General features: G+C 72.4%; 15 protein-coding genes. 11 read left to right on the plus strand and 4 right to left on the minus strand.

Annotation, left to right across the window (positions count from 1 at the left end):
- Positions 1 to 3 precede the first annotated feature (3 nt).
- The 3 genes from SGLAU_RS30105 (at position 4) to SGLAU_RS30115 (ending at position 3350) form a co-directional block, all read left to right on the plus strand.
- Positions 4 to 1014 carry a carbohydrate ABC transporter permease gene (locus SGLAU_RS30105; protein WP_043505717.1) on the plus strand — a complete coding sequence of 337 codons (1011 nt, stop codon included), beginning with the start codon at positions 4 to 6 and terminating at the stop codon, positions 1012 to 1014.
- Between the two features lie 31 nt (positions 1015 to 1045).
- The gene (locus SGLAU_RS30110; protein WP_052414166.1) at positions 1046 to 1885 is read left to right on the plus strand and encodes a carbohydrate ABC transporter permease; all 840 of its coding nucleotides are present in this window, start codon (positions 1046 to 1048) and stop codon (positions 1883 to 1885) included.
- Positions 1886 to 1949: 64 nt separating this feature from the next.
- On the plus strand, positions 1950 to 3350 hold the full coding sequence (locus SGLAU_RS30115; protein WP_043505719.1) for a GH1 family beta-glucosidase: 1401 nt from the start codon (positions 1950 to 1952) through the stop codon (positions 3348 to 3350).
- A gap of 162 nt (positions 3351 to 3512) precedes the next feature.
- Here the strand turns inward: SGLAU_RS30115 and SGLAU_RS30120 are convergent, their stop codons facing one another.
- Positions 3513 to 4532: a LacI family DNA-binding transcriptional regulator gene (locus SGLAU_RS30120; RefSeq protein ID WP_043505721.1), complete on the minus strand. Its 1020-nt coding sequence runs from the start codon at positions 4530 to 4532 to the stop codon at positions 3513 to 3515.
- Positions 4533 to 4738: 206 nt separating this feature from the next.
- Here SGLAU_RS30120 and SGLAU_RS30125 point away from each other — a divergent pair, with 206 nt between their 5' ends.
- The 4 genes from SGLAU_RS30125 (at position 4739) to SGLAU_RS30140 (ending at position 11902) form a co-directional block, all read left to right on the plus strand.
- On the plus strand, positions 4739 to 6925 hold the full coding sequence (locus SGLAU_RS30125; RefSeq protein ID WP_043505722.1) for a discoidin domain-containing protein: 2187 nt from the start codon (positions 4739 to 4741) through the stop codon (positions 6923 to 6925).
- Positions 6926 to 7027: 102 nt separating this feature from the next.
- A complete protein-coding gene (locus SGLAU_RS30130; protein ID WP_043505723.1) occupies positions 7028 to 9190 on the plus strand; it encodes a discoidin domain-containing protein in 2163 nt (720 codons plus the stop codon).
- 68 nt (positions 9191 to 9258) lie between these two features.
- On the plus strand, positions 9259 to 10356 hold the full coding sequence (locus SGLAU_RS30135) for a DUF1996 domain-containing protein (protein ID WP_043505725.1): 1098 nt from the start codon (positions 9259 to 9261) through the stop codon (positions 10354 to 10356).
- Positions 10357 to 10459: 103 nt separating this feature from the next.
- Positions 10460 to 11902 (plus strand): GH1 family beta-glucosidase, encoded by a 1443-nt coding sequence (locus SGLAU_RS30140; RefSeq protein ID WP_043505726.1) that lies wholly within the window; start codon positions 10460 to 10462, stop codon positions 11900 to 11902.
- On the opposite strand, the gene SGLAU_RS30145 is transcribed toward SGLAU_RS30140, so the two are convergent.
- Positions 11886 to 12383 carry a lamin tail domain-containing protein gene (locus SGLAU_RS30145; RefSeq protein ID WP_043505727.1) on the minus strand — a complete coding sequence of 166 codons (498 nt, stop codon included), beginning with the start codon at positions 12381 to 12383 and terminating at the stop codon, positions 11886 to 11888. The two genes, SGLAU_RS30140 and SGLAU_RS30145, sit on opposite strands and share 17 nt — an antisense overlap.
- Positions 12384 to 12518: 135 nt before the next feature.
- Here SGLAU_RS30145 and SGLAU_RS30150 point away from each other — a divergent pair, with 135 nt between their 5' ends.
- The 4 genes from SGLAU_RS30150 to SGLAU_RS30165 all read left to right on the plus strand — a co-directional run bounded on the left by SGLAU_RS30150 (position 12519) and on the right by SGLAU_RS30165 (position 17593).
- Positions 12519 to 13292: an aminoglycoside adenylyltransferase family protein gene (locus SGLAU_RS30150; RefSeq protein ID WP_043505728.1), complete on the plus strand. Its 774-nt coding sequence runs from the start codon at positions 12519 to 12521 to the stop codon at positions 13290 to 13292.
- A gap of 98 nt (positions 13293 to 13390) precedes the next feature.
- Positions 13391 to 14071, plus strand: a complete 681-nt coding sequence (locus tag SGLAU_RS30155) for a TetR/AcrR family transcriptional regulator (protein ID WP_043505729.1) — start codon at positions 13391 to 13393, stop codon at positions 14069 to 14071.
- A 173-nt stretch (positions 14072 to 14244) separates the two neighbouring features.
- Positions 14245 to 15807 (plus strand): MDR family MFS transporter, encoded by a 1563-nt coding sequence (locus tag SGLAU_RS30160; protein WP_208869013.1) that lies wholly within the window; start codon positions 14245 to 14247, stop codon positions 15805 to 15807.
- A 238-nt stretch (positions 15808 to 16045) separates the two neighbouring features.
- Entirely contained in the window at positions 16046 to 17593 is a 1548-nt protein-coding gene (locus SGLAU_RS30165) for a carboxylesterase/lipase family protein (protein WP_244315283.1), read from the plus strand.
- Positions 17594 to 17651: 58 nt separating this feature from the next.
- Here the strand turns inward: SGLAU_RS30165 and SGLAU_RS30170 are convergent, their stop codons facing one another.
- Together SGLAU_RS30170 and SGLAU_RS30175 are read right to left on the minus strand one after the other, a co-directional pair.
- On the minus strand, positions 17652 to 19199 hold the full coding sequence (locus SGLAU_RS30170; RefSeq protein ID WP_043505732.1) for a polysaccharide lyase family 1 protein: 1548 nt from the start codon (positions 19197 to 19199) through the stop codon (positions 17652 to 17654).
- Between the two features lie 859 nt (positions 19200 to 20058).
- The gene (locus SGLAU_RS30175) at positions 20059 to 21774 is read right to left on the minus strand and encodes a tetratricopeptide repeat protein (RefSeq protein WP_043505733.1); all 1716 of its coding nucleotides are present in this window, start codon (positions 21772 to 21774) and stop codon (positions 20059 to 20061) included.
- Positions 21775 to 22009: the final 235 nt, after the last annotated feature.

Genomic DNA, 22009 nt, shown 5'->3' on the forward strand with positions numbered 1-22009 from the left:
GCCATGACCATCACCGTCGCATCCCGCCACGACAAGTCCGGGCCGGGCGCGCAGCGGCAGCAGGACCGTCCCGGAGCCAGGCGGACCACGCGCCGCTCCGGGCGGCTGCGCCACGTCTCGCTGCCCTACCTGCTGCTCCTGCCCGCCCTCCTCCTCGAACTCCTCGTCCACCTCGTGCCGATGCTCATGGGCATCGTCATGAGCTTCAGGGAACTCACCCAGTTCTACATCTCCAACTGGTCCGAGGCGCCCTGGGCCGGACTCGGCAACTTCCGGATGGCCGTCGACTTCGACGCCCCCGTCGGCCAGGCGCTGCTGAAGTCGTTCCTGACCACCTGCCTGTTCACCGTCTGCTCGGTGGCCCTGTGCTGGCTGATCGGGACCGCCGCCGCCGTCTTCCTCCAGGAGCGGTTCCGCGGCCGCGGCCTGCTGCGCACCCTCTTCCTCGTCCCGTACGCGCTGCCCGTCTACGCCGCCGTCATCACCTGGGTGTTCATGTTCCAGCGCGACAACGGCCTGGTGAACCACGTCCTGCACGACCAGCTCGGCATCGGCGGCGACCCCGCCTTCTGGCTCGTCGGCGACAACGCGTTCTGGGCGCTGCTGACCGTCTCGGTGTGGAAGGGCTGGCCGTTCGCCTTCCTCACCCTGATGGCCGGACTGCAGAACATCCCCCGGGACATGTACGAGGCCGCGGCCCTCGACGGGGCGGGCGTCTGGAAGCAGATACGGCACATCACCCTGCCCTCGCTGCGGCCCGTCAACCAGGTGCTGGTGCTGGTGCTGTTCCTGTGGACGTTCAACGACTTCAACACGCCGTTCGTGCTGTTCGGCAAGGCGGCCCCCGAGTCCGCCGACCTCATCTCCCTGCACATCTACCAGTCCTCGTTCCAGACCTGGAACTTCGGCACCGGCTCGGCCATGTCCGTCCTGCTGCTGCTGTTCCTGCTCGTCGTGACCGGTGTCTACCTGCTGGTCACCAGCCGGGGAAGGAAGGCGAAGGCCCGTGCCTGACACCTCGAAGCCGCGCGCCGTCCGCTCGCCGATGGCCGCCCCGCCGTCCTTCCTGTGGAGCCGGCGGATCTTCCTCACCGTCCTGACGGTGTTCGTCCTGCTGCCGGTCTACGTGATGCTCTCCAGCTCGCTCAAGCCGCTGGAGGACGTCTCGGAGAAGTTCCAGTGGGTGCCCTCGGAGTTCACCCTCCGGCCGTACGCGGACATCTGGGAGACCGTCCCGCTCGCGGACTACTTCGTCAACTCCCTGATCGTCTCGGGCGCGGCCACCGTCTGCTCGGTGGTCATCGCCGTGTTCGCCGCCTACGCCGTCAGCCGCTACGACTTCCGGGGCAAGCGCGTCTTCACCGTCACCGTCCTGTCGACGCAGATGTTCCCCGGCATCCTGTTCCTGCTGCCCCTGTTCCTCATCTACGTCAACATCGGCAACGCCACCGGCATCGCCCTGTTCGGTTCGCGCGGCGGCCTGATCCTCACCTACCTGACGTTCTCGCTCCCGTTCTCCATCTGGATGCTCATCGGGTACTTCGACTCCATCCCGCGCGACCTGGACGAGGCCGCCAAGGTCGACGGGTGCGGTCCCGTGGGCGCACTGTTCCGGGTGATCGTCCCGGCCGCCGTGCCCGGCATCGTCGCGGTCGCCGTGTACGCCTTCATGACCGCCTGGGGCGAGGTCCTCTTCGCCTCCGTCATGACCAACGACACCACCCGCACCCTCGCCGTCGGACTCCAGGGCTACTCCACCCTCAACGACGTGTACTGGAACCAGATCATGGCCGCCTCCCTCGTGGTCAGCGTGCCCGTGGTCGCCGGCTTCCTGCTCCTCCAGCGCTACCTGGTCGCCGGACTCACCGCCGGCGCCGTCAAGTGATGCCGCTCCCCGCTCACGGCGGCGTTCCGCCCGCCCGCCCCGCCCACCCCTGAGAGGTTCCCCCGTGTCCGAATCCGCAGCCCCGCACGCCCTCGACCTGGCGGCCTTCCCGGCCGACTTCACCTGGGGCACCGCGACATCCGCCTACCAGATCGAGGGCGCGGTGGCCGAGGACGGCCGCGCCCCGTCCATCTGGGACACCTTCAGCCACACGCCCGGCCGGGTGGACAACGACGACCACGGCGACGTGGCCTGCGACCACTACCACCGCTGGCCCGAGGACATCGTCCTGATGAAGGAACTCGGCACCGACGGCTACCGCATGTCCGTGGCCTGGCCCCGCGTCCTGCCCGGCGGCGACGGCCCCGTCAACCCGGCCGGCCTCGACTTCTACGACCGGCTCGTCGACGGACTGCTCGCCGCCGGCATCACCCCGTCCGTCACCCTCTACCACTGGGACCTGCCCCAGGCCCTCCAGGACCGCGGCGGCTGGACCCGGCGCGACACCGCCGAGCACCTCGCCGCGTACGCCTCCGTCGTCGCCGAACGGCTCGGCGACCGGGTCACCCGCTGGGCCACCCTCAACGAGCCGCTGTGCTCCGGCTGGATCGGCCACCTGGAGGGCCGGATGGCCCCCGGCCTGACCGACCTCACCGCCGCCGTGCGCGCCTCCTACCACCTGCTCCTCGCCCACGGCCTGGCCGTGCAGGCGGTCCGCGCCGCCGCGCCCGGCGCGCGGATCGGCCTGGTCACCAACCACTCCACCGTCGAGCCCGCCACCGCCCGCCCCGAGGACGCGGCGGCGGCCGTCCGGCTGGACGGCCACACCAACCGCTGGTGGCTCGACCCGGTGTACGGCCGTGGCTTCCCCGCCGACATGCGCGAGCTGTACGGCGTCGAACTGCCCGAACGTCCCGGCGACCTGGAGGTGATGGCGAGCCCGACCGACTGGCACGGCCTCAACTACTACTTCCCGTCCGTCGTCGTCGACGACCCCGACGGACCGGTGCCGTACGCCCGGGAGGTCAAGGTGCCCGGCGTGCCGCGCTCCGGCATGGACTGGCCGGTCGACGCGGCGGGCCTGGAGGGCATGCTGATGCGGCTCACCGACGACTACGGGGTGCGCCGCATCTACGTCACCGAGAACGGCTCCGCCTACCCGGACACCGTCGCCCCCGACGGCAGCGTCCACGACCCCGAGCGCACCCGCTACCTGGAGGACCACCTGGCCGCCTGCGCCCGTGCCCTGCGCAAGGGCGCCCCGCTGGCCGGCTACTACGCCTGGTCCCTGCTGGACAACTTCGAGTGGGCGTACGGCTACGACAAGCGCTTCGGGCTGGTCCACGTGGACTACGCGACCCAGAAGCGCACCATGAAGAGCAGCGGCCGCCGCTACGCGGAGATCATCCGCGCCCACCGCAACGCCGTGTCCGCCGCCGTCGGAGCCGCCCGCCCCGGCGCCTGACGTCGCGAGGGCGGGCCGGCGGCCCGCCCCCGGCACGCCGCCCGCGGCCGGGTCGGGCGCGCGGGCGCGGCCGCGGCCGGTCACACCGCCCGCGGCCGGACGAGACACCGCGACCGCCTTCGCGCTCGGGCGGCCGCGGGCCGGCCGAGCGCCGCCGGGCGGTCAGGACGACTCGCGCACCACCAGCACCGGATCGAAGAGCACCCGGGAGCCCTCCTCCGCGGCGCCCCGGAGCCGGTCGACCAGCAGCCGCGCCATCGCCGCGGCCATCTCCTCCACCGGCTGCCGCACCGTCGTGAGTCCGGGCCGGCACTCGGTCGCGGCCCGCGAGTCGTCGAAGCCCACCACGGCGATGTCACCGGGCACGGCGACACCCCGCTCCCGCAGGTACTGGCACGCGCCCAGCGCCATCAGGTCGTTGGCGGCGAACACCCCGTCGAGCCCGGGGTGTTCGCGCAGCAGGCGGGCCATCGCCTCCCGTCCGCTCGCGGCCGTGAACCGGCCCCTGACCACGGGGACGCCGGTGATCCCCGCCTCGGCCAGCGCCGCGCGGAAGCCGTCGAGGCGTTCCCGGGCGGCCGGGGCGGAGCGGGGTGCGCCGATGGTGGCCAGGCGCCGCCGGCCGCGGGCGAGGAGATGACCGGCCGCGAGCCGGGCGCCCGCGGCGTTGTCGAGGTCGACGTATCCCGCCCGCAGCGGGCCGGGAGGGCGCCCGAAGAGGACGGTGGGAACACCCGCTGCCACCAGCATCCCCGGCAGCGGGTCGTCGGCGTCCAGGGAGACCACCAGGGCGCCGTCGGCGGCGCCCTGCCGCAGGTACTGCACGACCTGCGTCCGGGCCTGCTCCGACTCGGCGACCAGGAGCACCGGCTGGACGGCCCGCTCGCGCAGGAAGCCCAGCGCTCCGTCGACCACGCGCCCGAAGAACGGGTCGGCGAAGACGCGCGCGGCGAAGGCCTCGCCCGCCGCGGAGAAGACCAGCGCCACCGCACCCGTGCGGCGGGTCACGAGTGAGCGGGCCGCCTGGTTGGGGGTGTAGCCGGTGCGGGTGATCGCCCGGCGCACCGCCTCCTGGATCCGCGGGTCCACGTTGCGCACGCCGTTGACCACGCGCGACACCGTCGCACGCGAGACTCCGGCCTCACGTGCGACGTCTTCCAGAGTCGGTCCCCTCTTGGTCACTCCGGCACCCTAACGCGCTGTCGCCGGGCGGGTACGCGCAGGTGTCGATCATGCCCGGGAAACGTCTCGATCGCTGCGGCCGAAGGCTTAAGGCAAGACGAAAGAAAAGTGTGCCGCGATCCTTGACCGTTCACCGACTGGGCGGCAAGCTCCCGGGAGAGCGCTCTCCCAAGCTTCCTTCCCCACTCCCCACACGAGGAGACCCCATGCCTTCAGTCGGGATACCGCCGGCTCTGCGGCGATCCGGCCCGGCCACCAGACGCGCCACCGCCGGCGCGCTGGTCTCGTCCCTGGTCGGCACGCTGCTCGCACTCGTCCCGGCCGCCCCGGCGACCGCCGCCGAGACCCTGCTGTCGCAGGGCAGGCCGGCCACCGCCTCCTCCACGGAGGGTGCGGCGTTCGCCGCCCCGGCCGCCGTCGACGGCAACCTCACCGGCACCCGCTGGGCCAGCCAGTGGAGCGACAACCAGTGGTTCCAGGTCGACCTCGGCCAGCGCACCGCGATCAGCCGGGTGGTCCTGACCTGGGAGGCGGCGTACGGCAAGGCCTACGACATCCAGCTGTCCGACAACGGCAGCGACTGGCGCACCGTCAGGTCCGTCACCGCCGGGGACGGCGGCACCGACGACCTCACCGTCTCCGGCACCGGCCGCTACGTCCGCCTCCAGGGCGTCACCCGCGGCACCGGCTACGGCTACTCGCTGTGGGAGTTCCAGGTCTACGGCGGCACCGGCGACACCCCCCAGCTCCCCGGCGGCGGCGACCTCGGCCCCAACGTGCACGTCATCGACCCCTCCACCCCCGACATCCAGGGCAAGCTGGACGCGGTGTTCAAACAGCAGGAGTCCGCGCAGTTCGGCACCGGCCGGCACGCCTTCCTGTTCAAGCCCGGCACCTACAACAACCTCAACGCCCAGATCGGCTTCTACACCCAGATCGCGGGCCTCGGCCTCAAGCCCGACGACACGCTGATCAACGGTGACATCACCGTCGACGCGGGCTGGTTCAACGGCAACGCCACCCAGAACTTCTGGCGCGGCGCGGAGAACCTCGCGGTCAATCCGGTCAACGGCACCAACCGGTGGGCCGTCTCGCAGGCGTCGTCCTTCCGCCGCATGCACGTCAAGGGCGGCCTGAATCTCGCCCCGAACGGCTACGGCTGGGCGAGCGGCGGCTACATCGCCGACTCGAAGATCGACGGCCAGATCGGCAACTACTCCCAGCAGCAGTGGTACACGCGGGACAGCAGCATCGGCGGCTGGTCCAACTCCGTGTGGAACCAGGTCTTCTCGGGTGTCGAGGGCGCCCCGGCGAACAGCTTCCCCGAGCCCCGCTACACCACCCTGGCCAGCACCCCGGTCTCGCGCGAGAAGCCGTTCCTCTACCTCGACGGCAACGAGTACAAGGTGTTCGCCCCCGCCAAGCGCACCAACGCGCGCGGCACCACTTGGGCGAGCGGCACCCCCCAGGGCGAGTCCATCCCGCTCAGCCGCTTCTACGTCGTCAAGCCCGGCACCACCGCCGCGACCATCAACCAGGCGCTCGCCCAGGGCCTGCACCTGCTGTTCACCCCGGGCGTCTACCACGTCGACCGGACCATCGACGTCAACCGGGCGGGCACCATCGTGCTGGGCCTCGGCCTCGCCACGATCATCCCGGACAACGGTGTGACCGCGATGCGGGTCGCCGACGTCGACGGCGTGCGGCTCGCCGGCTTCCTGATCGACGCCGGGCCGGTCAACTCGCCCACGCTGCTGGAAGTCGGCCCGCAGAACGCCTCCGCCGACCACTCCGCGAACCCCACCACCGTCCAGGACGTGTACATCCGCATCGGCGGCGCGGGCGCGGGCAAGGCCACCACCAGCATGGTCGTCAACAACGACGACACGATCATCGACCACACCTGGGTGTGGCGGGCCGACCACGGCGAGGGCGTCGGCTGGGAGACCAACCGCGCCGACTACGGCGTGCGGGTCAACGGTGACGACGTACTGGCCACCGGGCTGTTCGTGGAGCACTTCAACAAGTACGACGTCGAGTGGTACGGCGAGCGCGGCCGGACGATCTTCTTCCAGAACGAGAAGGCGTACGACGCCCCCAACCAGGCCGCCATCCAGAACGGCGCCACCAAGGGCTACGCCGCCTACCGCGTCGACGACTCCGTGAACACCCACGAGGGCTGGGGCATGGGCAGCTACTGCTACTACAACGTCGACCCGACGATCCGCCAGGACCACGGCTTCAAGGCCCCGGTCAAGCCCGGCGTGAGGTTCCACAGCCTGCTCACCGTCTCGCTCGGCGGCAACGGTCACTTCGAGCACGTCATCAACGACACGGGTGCCCCCACCCAGGGCACCGAGACCGTCCCCTCGACCGTCGTCTCCTTTCCCTGACGGTCCCGTGAACTCCCTTCCGGGCGGCGCCCTTCCACTCCCCGCCGCGCCGCCCGGAAGGAGGCCACCCCTCCCTCTCTCCACGCCCGCACAGGAGCCGCAATGGACTCGCCCCGCACCGCAAGGAGAAGACGCGACGCAGCCTCGCTCGTGACGCTGGGCGCGCTGCTGGCCGGATCGGTCACCGTGGTCACGGCCGGCCCCGCCACGGCCGCGGACACCCTGCTCTCGCAAGGGAAGACGGCGACCGCCTCGTCCACCGAGGGCGCCGCCTTCACCGCCTCCGCCGCCGTCGACGGCGACCTCACCGGCACCCGCTGGGCCAGCCAGTGGACCGACAGCCAATGGCTCCAGGTCGACCTCGGCAGGAGCGCCGACATCAGCCGCGTCGTCCTCACCTGGGAAGCGGCCTACGGCAAGGCCTACCACATCCAGCTCTCCGACAACGGCACCACCTGGCGCACCGCCAGGACCGTCACCGACGGCGACGGCGGCACCGACGACCTGACCGTCACCGGCACCGGCCGCTACGTCCGCCTCCAGGGCGTCACCCGCGCCACCGGCTACGGCTACTCGCTGTGGGAGTTCCAGGTCTACGGCGCCGAGTCCGGGCAGCCCGCTCCGGGCGGCGCCGTCCGGGTGAGCGGGAGCCAGGGCGACTGGCAGCTGACCGTCGGCGGGCAGCCGTACACGGTCAAGGGCCTCACCTGGGGGCCAGCCGTCGCGGACGCGGGCCGGTACCTGCCCGATGTGAAGTCGATGGGCGTGAACACCATCCGCACCTGGGGCACCGACGGCGGCACCGAGCCGCTGCTGGACGCCGCGGCCGCGCAGGGAATCCGGGTGATCAACGGCTTCTGGCTGCAGCCGGGCGGCGGACCGGGCTCCGGCGGATGCGTGAACTACGTCACCGACACCACGTACAAGAACACCGCGCTGAACGAGTTCGCCAGGTGGGTCGAGACGTACAAGTCCCACCCCGCGACGCTGATGTGGAACGTCGGCAACGAATCGGTCCTCGGTCTGCAGAACTGCTACAGCGGCGCGGAGCTGGAGGCCCAGCGCAACGCGTACACGAGCTTCGTCAACGACGTCGCCAGGAGGATCCACGGCATCGACCCCGACCACCCCGTCACCTCCACCGACGCGTGGACGGGTGCCTGGCCCTACTACAAGCGCAACGCGCCCGACCTCGACCTGTACTCGATGAACTCCTACGGCGACATCTGCGGTGTCCAGGAGGACTGGGAGGAGGGCGGCTACACCAAGCCGTACCTCATCACCGAGGCCGGACCGGCCGGCGAGTGGGAGGTGCCGGACGACGCCAACGGCGTCCCGGACGAACCGACCGACGTGCAGAAGGCCGAGGGGTACACCAAGGCGTGGAACTGCGTCACCCGGCACGACGGTGTCGCCCTGGGCGCGACCCTGTTCCACTACGGCGTCGAGCACGACTTCGGCGGTGTCTGGTTCAACCTCGTGCCCGACGGGCTGAAGAGGCTGTCCTACTACGCCGTCAAACGGGCCTACACCGGGACGGCCGGCCACGACAACACCCCGCCCGTCATCTCGGACATGACCGTCAGCCCCGCCTCGTCGGCACCGGCGGGCGGCGAGTTCACCGTCCGTGCGGACGTGCGCGACCCCGACGGCGACCCGATCGCCTACAAGGTCTTCCTCAGCGGCAACTACGCGAGCGGCGACAAGCGCCTGGTCGAGGCCAGGTGGCGGTCCACCGGCAACGGGACCTTCGCCGTGACGGCTCCCGAGAGGCTCGGCGTGTGGAAGGTGTACCTCCAGGCCGAGGACGGCCGCGGCAACGTCGGCATCGAGACGGAGTCGGTCAAGGTCGTCGCCCCGCCGGTCACCGGCACGAACGTGGCGCTGAACAAGCCGACCACCGCGTCCTCCTTCCAGCCCTCGTACGGCGACTGCCCCTGCGAGCCCGCCAAGGCGACGGACGGCCGGACCGACACCCGCTGGGCCAGCGACTGGAGCGACCCGCAGTGGATCCGGGTCGACCTCGGCTCCGCCACGCCCGTCCGCCGGATCCAGCTCGTCTGGGACCCCGCCTACGCCAGGTCCTACGAGGTCCAGGTCTCGGACGACGGCACCACCTGGCGCACGGTCCACACCACGGCCGACGGCAACGGGGACGTCGACACCATCGACGTGGCGGCGACCGCACGGCACGTACGACTGCACCTGACGGCGCGTGGCACCGGCTGGGGCTACTCGCTGCACGAGTTCGGCATCTACAGCTGACGACGCCCGGAGGGCGCCCGGCGGCGCCCTCCGCACCCATCTGGCACCTCGGCGGGCAAGGAGGCCCCATGAGACCACGTTCGAAGCTCCCCGTGCTGCTGCTCGGCAGCGCGCTGATCGCAAGCGTGCTCGGCATCGGCACCGTCGCCACGGCGGCCGGCCCCCAGGACGCCCCGGCCGCCTCGGCTGCCCCGGCCCACGCACACACCGGGCACACCGGGCACATGACCGCGGTGTCGGCCCAGGTGTCCGCCGACGACCCCGACGGTGACGGGTACATACCGGCAGTGCCCCAGGTCACGGGCGTGACCCCGTCCACCGCGACCCCGCCGCCGCGCTACCACAAGGAGTTCCAGGCCAACTGCGCCGTCACGCACACCGCGCCGGACGACCCGATCGTGTACCCGGGGCAGCCGGGCAGGTCCCACGACCACACCTTCATGGGCAACACGACGACGAACGCCGTCAGCACCACGGCGAGTCTGTCCGGAGGGAGGACCACCTGCCTGGCACCCGCCGACGCCTCCGCCTACTGGATGCCGTCCCTGTACAAGGGGGACAGGAAGGTCCTGCCCGTCGGGCCGCAGGTCATCTACTACAAGTCCGGTGTCACCGACTACACCAGCGTGCGGCCCTTCCCCAAGGGGCTGCGGTTCGTCGTCGGCGACCCGATGCAGAGCGCCCAGCAGTTCCGCGGCCACAAGGGCTTCGTCGAGGGCTGGGAATGCGGTGACAGCTTCTTCAACGTCGACTTCCCGGCGAGCTGCCCGAGCCGGCCGGACGTCCAGCTCAACATCCGCATGCAGGCGCCCAGTTGCTGGGACGGCAAGTACCTCGACACCCCCGACCACCAGAGCCACATGGCCTACCCGGTCGTCAGACCCGGCACCAACGACAACATGTGCCCGGCCTCCCACCCGGTCGCCCTGCCGATGATCGAGTTCAAGATGGCGTGGCCGGTCAACGGCGACATGCGCGACGTCCGCCTCGCCAGTGGACGCGGCTACTCCTTCCACTACGACTTCTTCAACGCCTGGGAGGAGCGGACCCTCAAAGCGCTGGTCGACCACTGCATCGTGGGCGGCCTCCAGTGCGACACGCGCGGTTACGACCAGAACCACCCGGAGCGCGGCGCCGTGCTGAACGCCGACCACCGGCTGCCCTGACCATTCCGACCGTCCGGCCCGGACGCACGGCTCCCCCCGGCGTCCGGGCCGGTTCCGTCCCGCCCCCGCGCACCCCCTTCCCACCGGAGGACCGCAACCCGCCATGACCACGACCGCCCCGCAGGCCGCCGCCGACCACGCCGCACTCATCGACCGGCTGCCCCCCGACTTCCGGTTCGGCGCCGCCACCTCGGCCTTCCAGATCGAGGGCGCCACCGACGAGGACGGCCGTACGGCGTCCATCTGGGACACCTTCTGCCGCGTCCCGGGCGCCGTCGCCCGCGGGGACACCGGCGACACCGCCTGCGACCACTACCACCGGATGCCCGAGGACGTCGCCCTGCTGGCCGCCCTGGGCCTGGACACCTACCGCTTCTCCGTCGCCTGGCCGCGCGTCCAGCCGGGCGGGCGCGGTCCGGCCAACCCCGCGGGCCTCGACTTCTACGACCGTCTCGTGGACGAGCTGCTGGCCCGGGACGTCACCCCGTGGCTGACCCTCTACCACTGGGACCTGCCCCAGGAACTGCAGGACGCGGGAGGCTGGCCCGCCCGGGACACCGCCCACCGCTTCGCCGACTACGCCGAGCTGGTGCACGACCGGCTCGGCGACCGGGTCACCCACTGGACCACCCTGAACGAACCGTTCTGCGCGGCGGTCCTCGGGTACGTCGAGGGCGTCCACGCCCCCGGCGGCCGCTCCCTCGCCGACGGCGTCAGGGCCGTCCACCATCTGCACCTGGCCCACGGTCTCGCCGTCCGGCGGCTGCGCTCGGCCGCCCGGCGTCCGCTGGACCTGGCCGTGAGCCACCTGCTGGGCACCAGCGGCCCGGCCACCGGCAGCGCGGCCGACCGGGAGGCCGCCCGCCGGGCCGACGCGTTCGGCTTCCGGTTCTACCTCGACCCGGTCCTGCGCGGGAGCTACCCCCGGGACCTCGTCGACGACCTGGCCGCGCACGGCGTGGAGATCCCCGTCCGCGACGGCGACCTGGAGACCATCGCCGCCCCCATCGACACCCTCGGCGTCAACTACTACCGCTCCATGCGGACCTCCGGCACCGACGAGCACGGTGCCACCACCGGCGCCGACGGCCTGCCCGTGACCCGCGGCCTCCCGCACGGCGGCCTCCCGGTCACCGGCCTCGGCTGGGAGGTGATGCCGCACGACCTCACCGACCTGCTGCTGCGCGTCTCCCGCGACTACCCGGGCATCCCGATGGTCGTCACCGAGAACGGCGCCGCCTACGCGGACCGTCCCGACGCCCACGGCTTCGTCGACGACACCGACCGCACCGCCTACCTCGCCGCCCACCTGGCGGCCGTCGCCGGGGCCCGCGCTCAGGGGGCCGACGTGCGCGGCTACTTCGCCTGGTCGTTGTTCGACAACTTCGAATGGTCCGAGGGCTACCGCGCCCGCTTCGGCCTGGTCCGCGTCGACTACGCCACCCAGGCCCGCGTCCCCAAACGCAGCGCCCTGTGGCTGCGGGACACCGCCCGCCGCGTGCGCGCGGCCGGCGGTGTCCCGGGCCGCGTCACTTGTGGAACGTGATGTAGCCGTTTCCGTCCCGGTCGTTGGCGGCCTTGGTGTACGCGTGGACGTCGGCGCGGGCGCCGGAGGGCTTGTACAGGTAGACGGTGTCCTTGTCGTTGTTCCACATGAAGTTGCAGTTCTGGCGGTAGGCGACGTTGTACCGGTCGGACTCGGTGCCCTTGCCGCCGCGCAGCGACACGTAGTCGCCGGGCTCCAGCTTGTGGCTGAGGGTGAACGTGTACCTGTTGCCCGCGGCGTCCTTCACGACGTACCCCTTGAGGTTGACGGTCGTGGTGCGCGAGTAGTTCTTGATGGTCAGGTACTCGGCCTTGGTGTTGCCGCCGGTGCACCGGTTGTCGTCCCGGCCCGGGGCGTCGTACTGGATGCCCTTGATCTTCAGGGCGGAGGAGTACTCGGCGGCCTGGGCCGGAGCGGCGGCGACGGCCGCCAGCAGGCCGGCGGCGACGGCCGCGGTGGATATCGCGTGGCGCTTGCGCATGAGGTGGTTCCCCCCTCGGTGGTGCGAACAGTGCGCGAGGAGCCTACCGAAAGTGAGGGAAATGTGAGGACCCCGTGCGCCGATGGCGAAGGTTGCCCGCGGGGTCATACTGATGCGGTGGAACACGCGTGGCACATGCGGGACTTGGCGCAGGTCCGCGAAGTCGTCCGGCTGGTCGAACGGGTGCTGGGTCCCGAGGTCGTCGGAGTCTGTGCGCACGGGTCCGGGGTGCTCGGCGGTCTCCGGCCGGCCAGTGACCTGGACGTGCTCGCCGTGACCCGGCGGCGGATGAACGGCCCGGAGCGGCGGGCACTGCTCGACGGGCTGCTGGCCGTCTCCGGGCCCGGAGCGCCCGGCGGGCCCCGCGCGGTCGAACTCACCGTCGTCGTCCACTCCGAGGTGCGCCCCTGGCGGTTCCCGCCGACCGCCGACTTCCTGTACGGCGAGTGGCTGCGCGAGGAGTTCACGGCCGGCGGACCGCCGGCACCCCGGCCGATGCCGGACCTCGCCCTGCTGGTCACCACCGCCCGGGCGGGCGCTCACCCGCTCAGCGGCCCGCCGCCGGCCCGGGTCCTGGACCCCGTCCCGCCCGCCGACCTGGCCCGGGCCTGCGTGGCGGCCCTTCCCGAGCTGCTCGCCGAACTCCACGACGACACCCGCAACGCCGTCCTGACCCTCGCCCGTGTCTGGACGAAACTCGCCACCGGCGAGATCAGGCCGAAGGACGCGGCCGCCGACTGGGCGCTGCCCCGGCTGCCTCCCGGCCTGCGCCCGGTCCTGGAGCACGCGAGGGAGCTGTATCTCACCCGCCACTACTCCGAGGAGACCTGGAGCGCCGAACTGACGGCCCGGGTCCGCCCGTACGCGGACGCGGTGCTCGCCGAGATCGACCGCCTCCGGCCCGGCTGAGCCATCGCGGCGCGGCGCCCGGAGCCGAGGCCCGCCCCCGCATCCGTGCCGGCGCGCACAGCGAGCCGCTTTTTGCAGTCCCTGCAGATTTGCGTACCATGCAAAACGTGGCAGAGGAGAGTGCACCGCGGGGCGGGCTGCGCGAGCGCAAGAAGAGGGCGACACGAGCCGCCCTCGTGGAAGCGGCGGTCCGGCTCGCGGCGGAGCACGGGGCGGAGAACGTCACCGTCGAAGCGATCAGCGAGTCGGCCGGGGTGTCACCGCGCACGTTCTTCAACTACTTCGACTCCCGTGACGACGTCTTCGTCATGATCGGCGCGGAGACCAGTGCACGGCTCCGCCGCGCCGTCCTCGACGCCCCCGTGGAGCTGCCACCGCTCCAGGCGCTGCGGCACGCCCTGGCGGCGGAGCTGGCGGAGGTCGAGCAGCAGCACGAACTGTGGCGGCTGCACGCCGAGGTGCTGCGCCGGTCCCCCCGGCTGCTCGTGCGCAGCCTCGGCGTGCACGCGGCCGACGAACTCGGCCTGGCCGAAACGCTCGCCGAACGCATGGGCGCGGGCGGCCCCGCCGCACCCCCCGCCGACGAGGAGAGCCGCAGGAGCACCCTCGGCCTGTACCCGCACCTGCTGGCCGCCGTCTGCGTGACCGCCGTCCGCGTCGCCTTCGAGCACTGGTGCGTGCGCCAGGAGGAACGGGCCTTCACGGACGTCTTCCACGAGACGTTCGACCACCTCGCCGCCGGGCTGCCGGCACCGTCCGGGACCGCCGGACGCTCCTGACCCGCCCCCCGCCCGGACCGGCGCAACCGCGCCGGCCGGCCCCGGACGACCCCTGTCCCCGTCCCGGTGCGCCGCGCGCGAACGGCCCCTGCCCCGACGCGCGAGCCGCCACCCGAACCGAGAGAGACCCCGTGAACGCAACACCGGCGCCGGAGCAGGCGCCGCCCACCGCCATGTCCGACCGGCAGATACTCCAGGCGATGTCCGGGCTGATGGCCGGCATGTTCGTCGCCATCCTGGCAGGCACCGTGGTGTCCAACGCCCTGCCCCGGATCATCGCCGACCTGGGGGCCAGCCAGTCCTCCTACACCTGGGTCGTCACCGCCGAGCTGCTGGCCATGACGGCGACCGTGCCGCTGTGGGGCAAGCTGTCGGACCTCTACGACCAGAAGCTGCTGCTCCAGCTCTCCCTGGGCATGTTCGTGGTCGGCTCGCTGCTGGCCGGGTTCTCCCACGAGGTGGGCCTGCTCATCTTCAGCCGGGTCGCCCAGGGCATCGGCGCGGGCGGTCTCACCGCCCTGGCGCAGGTCGTGATGGCCGCCATCATCCCGCCGCGCAGGCTGGGTAAGTACTCGGGCATCTTCGGCGCCGTCTTCGCCGTCGGCACCGTGGCCGGCCCGCTCATCGGCGGCGTGCTGGTGGACACCTCGTGGCTCGGCTGGCGCTGGTGCTTCTTCATCGGCGTCCCGTTCGCGCTGCTGGCCATCGTGCTGCTCCAGCGCACCCTGAAGCTGCCGGCCGTGGCCCGCCGCGAAGTGAGGATCGACTTCCTGGGCGCCTTCCTGATCGTCGCCGGTGTCTGCGCGCTGCTCATCTGGGTCTCACTGGCGGGCAACCGGTTCGACTGGGCGTCCTGGCAGACCGCCGCCCTCACGGGAACGGGCGTCGTCCTCCTCGCCGTCGCGGTCCTCGTCGAGTCGCGGGCCGCCGAGCCGGTCGTCCCGCTGGACATCTTCCGCAACCGCACCGTCACGCTGACCACCGTCGCCAGCCTCTTCGTCGGCGTGGCCATGTTCGGCGGCACCGTCTTCCTCTCGCAGTACTTCCAGGTCTCCCTCGGCAAGTCCGCGACCGTCGCGGGTCTGATGAGCCTGCCCATGGTCCTGGGCCTGCTGGTGTCCTCCACGGTCGCCGGACAGATCATCAGCGCGACCGGCCGGTGGAAGGCCTACCTCGTCGCGGGCGCCGCCGTCATGGCCGTGGGCCTCGCCCTGCTCTCGACGATCGGCACCGGCACGCACTTCGCCCTGCTGAGCCTGTACATGGCGGTCCTCGGCATCGGCGTCGGCATGCTGATGCAGAACCTGGTCCTGGCCGCCCAGAACGACGTCCCCGCCGCCGAACTGGGCGCCGCCACCTCCGTGCTGTCCTTCTTCCGCAGCATGGGCGGCACCATCGGCACCAGCGTGCTCGGCGCGATCCTCGCCAACCGGGTCACGGACGAGATCTCCAAGAGCGTTGCGGAGGCCGGCGCCCCCGCCGGCGGACAGGCCGCCGGACACGGTGTCCCGGACATGGCCACCCTGCCGGCGCCGATGCGGGCCGTCGTGGAACACGCCTACGGTGTCGCCACCGCCGACCTCTTCCTCGTGGCCACGCCGTTCGCGCTGCTCGCCCTCCTCGCCGTCCTCTTCGTCAAGGAGAAGCCGCTGAAGACCACCAGCGGCATGGAACGCCTCGTCGAGGAGTCCGCCACCGCCGCGAGCCCGCGCGAGGCCGCGGGCCAGGCGGGCTGAGGCCGGCCGCGCCTTCCCCGGAGGGGGCGGAGGCTGCCCGGACGGCAGCCGAAGCCCCCCCCGCGGGCCGCTCGGGGACGGCTCCCGTCCGCGGGCACTGGTGATTTACGCGGTCCCGGGCGCCCCCCGGCCGCCGACACTGCACGCACCGTGCCGTCCAGCCGTCTGCGAGGTGTCGATGTCCGCTCCGAGAACGCTTCCGACCAGGTACCGTCCGCGCTTACCGCGCCTGTGCCGCGTGGGTGTCCTGTCGGCCGCCCTGCTGCTGTCGGCCGTCGGCACGGCCGTCACGCCCGCCGAGGCCGCCACGCCCGCCGGGTCCTCCGAGGGGCCCACGGTCACCACCCGGTACGGGCAGCTGCGGGGCAAGGCGGGCACCACCGCCCACGCCTACCTGGGCATCCCGTACGCCGCGCCACCGGTCGGCTCCCTGCGGTGGAAGCCGCCGGTGCGGCCCGCGCGCTGGACCGGGGTCCGCGACGCCACCACCCCGGGCAACCCCTGCATGCAGCTGCCGTCGTCCACCCCGTGGGGCAACCTCGCGGGCCCCGGCACGCCCAGTGAGGACTGCCTGTACCTCAACGTCCACACCCCCGCCCAGCGCTCACCGCTGAAGCGGCCGGTGATGGTGTGGATCCACGGGGGCGGCTTCACCGTCGGCTCCGGCAGCTTCTACGACGGCGGCACCCTGGCCGCCGAGGGCGACGTCGTCACCGTCCACCTCAACTACCGCCTCGGGGCGTTCGGCTACTTCGCCCACCCGGGACTCGCCGAGGAGTCGCCGCACGGCGTGTCCGGCAACTACGGTCTGCTCGACCAGCAGGCCGCCCTGCGCTGGGTGCGGGACAACATCGCCGCGTTCGGCGGCGACCCGGGCAACGTGACCGTCTTCGGCGAGTCGGCGGGCGGCGGCAGCGTCTGCCAGCACCTCGTCTCCCCGTCCGCGGCCGGGCTCTTCGACCGGGCCATCGCCCAGTCCGGCTGCGGCTTCCCGCTGCCCACCCGGGAGTCGCAGCAGAACGACGGCAGGGCCTGGGCCGACTCCCTCGGCTGCGCCGACGTGGCCTGCCTGCGCGCCAGGCCCGCCGGCGACCTGCTCGCCGCCTCGGCCCGCCCCACCGCCCGCTGGGTTCCCAACGTCGACGGTGCCGTGCTCCCCGAGCAGGTGACGGACGCGCTGGCGAGCGGACGCTTCCACCGGGTCCCCGTCCTGCAGGGCACCACCGCCGACGAGGGCCGGCTCACCGTGGCGACCACCTACGACCTGGCCGGCCGGCGGCTCACCGCCGAGGACTACCCGGCGGCGGTCCGCGCGCTGTACGGCGCACGGGCCGATGAGGTCCTGGCCCGTTACCCGCTGTCCGGTCACGGCAGTCCCGCGGAGGCGCTGGGCGCGGTCCTCACCGACTCCCGGTTCGCCTGCCCCCAGTCCCGCACCGCCGCCCTCATGGCCGGGCACACCCGTTCCTACCAGTACGAGTTCGCCGACCGGCACTCCATGGACTACCTGGACCTGCCGCTCAGCTTCCCGATCGGGGCACCGCACGGCTCGGAGATCCGGTACGTCTTCGGCGGCGTCACGGGCACCCCCGCCCAGCGCGCCCTCGCGGACACGATGCTCGGCTACTGGACCGGCTTCGCCAGGACCGGACTGCCGTATGCGGCGAACGCCCCGCGCTGGAGCCCGTACCCGAAGGTCCAGACGCTCGCCCCGGAGGGGATCGCCCCGACGCTCACGTTCCCCCGGGACCACGAGTGCGACCTGTGGGACCGGCCCGCCGCCTGACGGGCCGGCCCGGCAACGCGTGTACCGCCGCCCAGGGGGAGGCGGCGGTACCGCGCCGTCATCCGGCGTAGGTCTCGTACTCGGCGACCTGCGGGGTGCCGGCGGAGCTGGTGATCTCGAAGGTGATCTTGCTGAGCGTGGTCCGGGGGACGGCGATCACCCCCGCCTTGCTGCCGGTGGCCAGCACGGCCCCGGTGTCGGCGTTGATGACCCGCCACGAACCGATCCGGCCCGCGGCGGCCGCGGTCTCCCGGATGTTGATCGAGGAGACCGTGGTGGGGGAGCCCCACTTGACGGAGACGGATCCGGTCGCGCCGGCCGGCGACCAGTAGGTGCTCATGCTGCCGTCGCGCACGTTGCCGTAGCTCGTCCCGTCGGCCTTGCTGGAGCCGTCGGCGCCCGCTCCGAGGCTCAGGTTGGTCCCGGTGGGCTGGGTGGGCGTGGGCGTGGGCGTCGTCGGGGTCGGGGTGGGCGTGGTCGGGGTGGGGCCGGGCGTCTGCGGCGAGCAGTTGCCGTCCGACACCCGCAGGCCCTTGCCGGCGCCCGCCGTCTGGCTCACGACGCTCGGCACGCAACTGGCGGCGTCCAGGCTGTACGAGTACGGAATGCCGACGGTCGTGTTGGACTGCGGGTTCGGCCCGGCCGGGTTGTGGTCGCCGCTGCGGCTGGACCAGGTCACGTTGTCGAAGATGTTGCCCGCGACCTGCCAGTAACCCGCCGCGTCCGTGTAGAAGGTGCCCAGGACGTCCTTGGAGTCCTCGAAGTAGTTGTTGTCCACCTTGGCGCGGGCGCCCGCCCGGGAGTTGATGCCCGACTCGTTCAGGCGCACGTAGTGGTTGTTGTAAATGTGGGCGATGCCGCCGCGCAGCAGGGGCGTGCGGGAGTCGATGTTCTCGTACAGGTTGTGGTGGAAGGTGACGTAACCGTTCGAGGTGTCGCTCTCGCTGGAGCCGATGAGGCCGCCGCGGCCGGAGTTGCGCAGGACGCTGTAGGACAGCGTCACGTACTGGGTGTCGTCCTTCATGTCGAAGAGGCCGTCGAAGCCCTCCGACTCCCCGCCCGACGCCTCCAGCGTGACGTGGTCGACCCAGACGTTGCGGACACCGCTCTCCATGCCGATGGCGTCACCGCCGTTGGACGTGGGCGAACCGGACTTCTTGACGTTCCGTACGGTCACGTTCTGGATGATGATGTTCCTGGACTCCCGGATGTGGATGCCCAGTTGGTCGAAGACGGCGCCGCTGCCGACCCCGACGATCGTGACGTTGCTGATCTGCTTCAGCTCGATCACGCCGTCGGCGGTGCTGCAACCGGTGCCCGACACCTTGCTGGTGTTGCCGTGGTTGATGGTCCCCTCGACCTGGATGGTGATCGGGGTGCTGCGGCTGGCCCGGCTGCACAGGGCCTGGTGGATCGCGGTGCCCGTGGTGGCCCGGACGGTCTGCCCGCCGGCGCCGCCGGTGGTGCCGCCGTTCTGGGTCGCGTACCCCGTGGGGCCGGCGGTGGCCGCCGACGCCTCGGGCGCCGACAGGACCGCACCGGTCGCGGCCGCGAGTGCCAGCGTGGCCAGTGCCGCGTGGAGCCGCAGCGCGGCAGGTCGTCTCATCCTCGTCTCCCCATTCGTCAGTCGTCCTCGGAACGCTGGGTGGTGCCGGAGTGTGCAGACGTGCGTCGGTTCGGCAGGCCGCCGAGGGCGCGGCGGCTCTGCGTGTGCGGTGACCGCTGCGACCGGCGGGTGACGTACCGGAAGTGCGGCTCCGGCCGGTCGGTCAGCGTCAGGCACGCGCTTGGGAAAGCGCTTTCCGTGCGGTGAGAATAGGGTGGCCTCAGGGGCATGACAAGGTTTCGCGCAGGATCAGAAAGCGATTTCAGCAGGGAAGCGGAACCGACGTCGCGTCCGCGCGAGTGGCCGAGGAGGGCCCTGGACGGAAATACCGGGTGAACTCCGCCCGCTCGGCGCCGGCATCACCGCCGTGCGGGGGCGCGGGCCGCGGATCCTTCACCCCGTCGCACCGGTGACGCGGGGGCAGCCGCGCCGCCGGGGCCGGAGGGTGAGACGGAACCACCGGCGCCGGCCGGCGACCGGGGCACCGGCGTTTCGCCTCCGGCGCGCCTCCACACCTGCGGACCCCTACGGGCCGCCGCCCGGCCACGCAGCGTGACCGGGCCCGCCTGACGGGCGTACACCACGGGTCCGACGCGGCCACGGGTACCGGAACCGCTCCCTGCCCGGCGCCCGCCCCTGTCCGGCCGTCACCCGTGGGCCGCCGGCCCTGACCCGTCGCCCGCCCGGTCACCACCTCCATGTCGTCCCCGGGTTGCGGCGTCCGCGCACCCGGGCGGTGCCGGTGAGGGGCGCACCACGTGCCGGTGGACGGCCCGGACCGCTCCCGCCCGTCGCGGCCGGTACGGGTGCCGTCCGCCCCCAGTGCCGCGCTACGGGCCCGTACGCGGCGGCCGCGGCCTCACCCAGCTGCCTTCCCCGCACCCTCCGCACCTTCTGCCCCGCAGCAGTGCGCGGGTGGTGCGGCCGCCGCCGTGGTGCCGGTGCGGCAGAAACAGGACGCCGCCACGGGAACGTCCGCCAGGGCGGTGGCGACCTTCAGCTGCTGGGCGATGATGCCCGCCTCGGCCGTCCTGCCCTGCCGGAGCAGGCATTCGTGGAAACCGTGCAGCGACCAGACGTTGCCGGGGTGCCGGCAGGCGCGCGGCAGGGTGTCGTCCAGGCCGAGGTCGGCCCGGTAGACGGCCTCGGCCTCGGCGACCCGTCCCTGCTCCAGCAGCAGGGCACCCAGGGCGTGCCGGGTGGGCTGCATCCAGCCCCACGGCTCGTCGTACGGCAGGTTGTCGTCGAGGTCGACGGATCGCTCCAGTGCGGCGAACGCCCCGTCGAAGTCGCCTTTGCGGTAGGCGAGTTCGCCGTCGAGCATGGCGGAGGCGATGGCGAGGATGTCGGTGCAGGCGTTGTTGAACAGCGTCCGGGTGCCGGGGACCCGGCGCAGGGCCGCGCGGAACAGCTCCCGCTCGGTCTCGGCCTCGGGGACCCGGCCGGTGGCCGCGAGGGCGACGCCGCGCGCGTAGTGCAGCATCGCGGTGGTCACGCTGTACAGCTCCCGGTCCTCGGGCAGCGGCAGACCGAGGATGTCGGCCCAGCGGCCGAACCGGATCAGCACGTGCACCCGCATGGCGAGGAAGCCCTCCAGCCAGTCGGCCATGGGCGGGCTCTGCACCCGCAGCAGTTCCTCCGGGATGGACACCTCGAGCCGGGCGGCCGTCTCCAGGGCGACCTCGGACCGGCCGAGGAACATCGCGCCGTAGATCTTGAAGTGGTAGTTGTGCGACCGGTACAGCGTGTAGAAGTTCATCGCCCCGGCGCGCGCGTGGAACTTCTCGTCGGCGGCGATCGCCGCGCTGTTGTCGGACACGACCCGCCGGTAGTCGCCGCACAGCACCTCGATGTGCGAGGGCATGTGCTGGAGGTGGCCGGCGTCCGGCACCAGGCCGCGCAGCCGGTCGGCGACCGGAAGGGCCGTCTCGGGGGCCGGGGACATCTCCATCAGATGGATGTAGAGATGCAGCACGCCCGGGTGATCGCGCCCGCCCGGGGTGCCGAGCGCGCGTTCGAGGACGGTCCGGGCGTCGCGTGTGCGGGCACCCTCGGCGGGCTCACCGGTGCGCAGGTCCCACAGCCGCCACGGCGTGAGGTTCATCAGCGCGTCGGCGTACAGGGTGGCGACGTCCGGGTCGTCGGGGGCCAGCTCGTAGGCGGCGCGCATGCTGTCGGCGTAGGCCGTGTTCCACACCGAGCAGTCCTCGGCGGGCCGGGACCGCGGGTAGCGGGCGCGCAGCGCGCCGATCAGCGCCCGCTCGACGGGTGCGGCACCGGCGGCCTTCCGGTTCGCCCGTTCGGCGGCGGCGTGGGTGCGTTCGACGGTCCGGGCCAGTTCCCCGTCGTCGAAGAATTCCCACGGCTTGTTGTAGTTGGGGCCGAGCGCGTAGGCGATGCCCCAGTGCGCCATGGCGCAGTCGGCATCGGCCACGACGGCCGCCTCGAAACAGCGGACGGCCTCTTCGTGGTGGAAGGCGTACGTCCAGACCAGACCGCGGTCGAACCAGAGCTGGGCCTCCGCCGACGTGGTCGTCACCGGACGGGTGTGAGTGCCGAGATCGTAGTACTCCAAGGGGTGCCTCCCGAACCGTACGGCCGCGCCCGGGCTGCCCGGTCGCCCGAGTGCCCGGGGGCCCGAGCGCCCGGTCGTCCGAGCGTCCCGGTGCCCGGGCGGACAGGTCCGCGGGTGCGCCGCGCCGGGCATCCGGCATCCAGCGTAGTGGCCGACCCGCGGCGATCGGCGGTTCGGGACCCGCGGGACACCTGGTGGGGGAGGGAGTGCGGGGGGACGGAGCGGCGCCCGGGTG

The organism is Streptomyces glaucescens (assembly GCF_000761215.1).
Lineage (GTDB): Bacteria > Actinomycetota > Actinomycetes > Streptomycetales > Streptomycetaceae > Streptomyces > Streptomyces glaucescens_B.

What these genes read in the sequence shown, in the direction of transcription:
- SGLAU_RS30105 (WP_043505717.1), top strand. Translation starts at nt 4, where the DNA reads ATGACCATCACCGTCGCATCCCGCCACGACAAGTCCGGGCCGGGCGCG.
- SGLAU_RS30110 (WP_052414166.1), top strand. Translation starts at nt 1,046, where the DNA reads ATGGCCGCCCCGCCGTCCTTCCTGTGGAGCCGGCGGATCTTCCTCACC.
- SGLAU_RS30125 (WP_043505722.1), top strand. Translation starts at nt 4,739, where the DNA reads ATGCCTTCAGTCGGGATACCGCCGGCTCTGCGGCGATCCGGCCCGGCC.
- SGLAU_RS30130 (WP_043505723.1), top strand. Translation starts at nt 7,028, where the DNA reads ATGGACTCGCCCCGCACCGCAAGGAGAAGACGCGACGCAGCCTCGCTC.
- SGLAU_RS30135 (WP_043505725.1), top strand. Translation starts at nt 9,259, where the DNA reads ATGAGACCACGTTCGAAGCTCCCCGTGCTGCTGCTCGGCAGCGCGCTG.
- SGLAU_RS30140 (WP_043505726.1), top strand. Translation starts at nt 10,460, where the DNA reads ATGACCACGACCGCCCCGCAGGCCGCCGCCGACCACGCCGCACTCATC.
- SGLAU_RS30145 (WP_043505727.1), bottom strand. Translation starts at nt 12,383, where the DNA reads ATGCGCAAGCGCCACGCGATATCCACCGCGGCCGTCGCCGCCGGCCTG.
- SGLAU_RS30150 (WP_043505728.1), top strand. Translation starts at nt 12,519, where the DNA reads ATGCGGGACTTGGCGCAGGTCCGCGAAGTCGTCCGGCTGGTCGAACGG.
- SGLAU_RS30155 (WP_043505729.1), top strand. Translation starts at nt 13,391, where the DNA reads ATGCAAAACGTGGCAGAGGAGAGTGCACCGCGGGGCGGGCTGCGCGAG.
- SGLAU_RS30160 (WP_208869013.1), top strand. Translation starts at nt 14,245, where the DNA reads ATGTCCGACCGGCAGATACTCCAGGCGATGTCCGGGCTGATGGCCGGC.
- SGLAU_RS30170 (WP_043505732.1), bottom strand. Translation starts at nt 19,199, where the DNA reads ATGAGACGACCTGCCGCGCTGCGGCTCCACGCGGCACTGGCCACGCTG.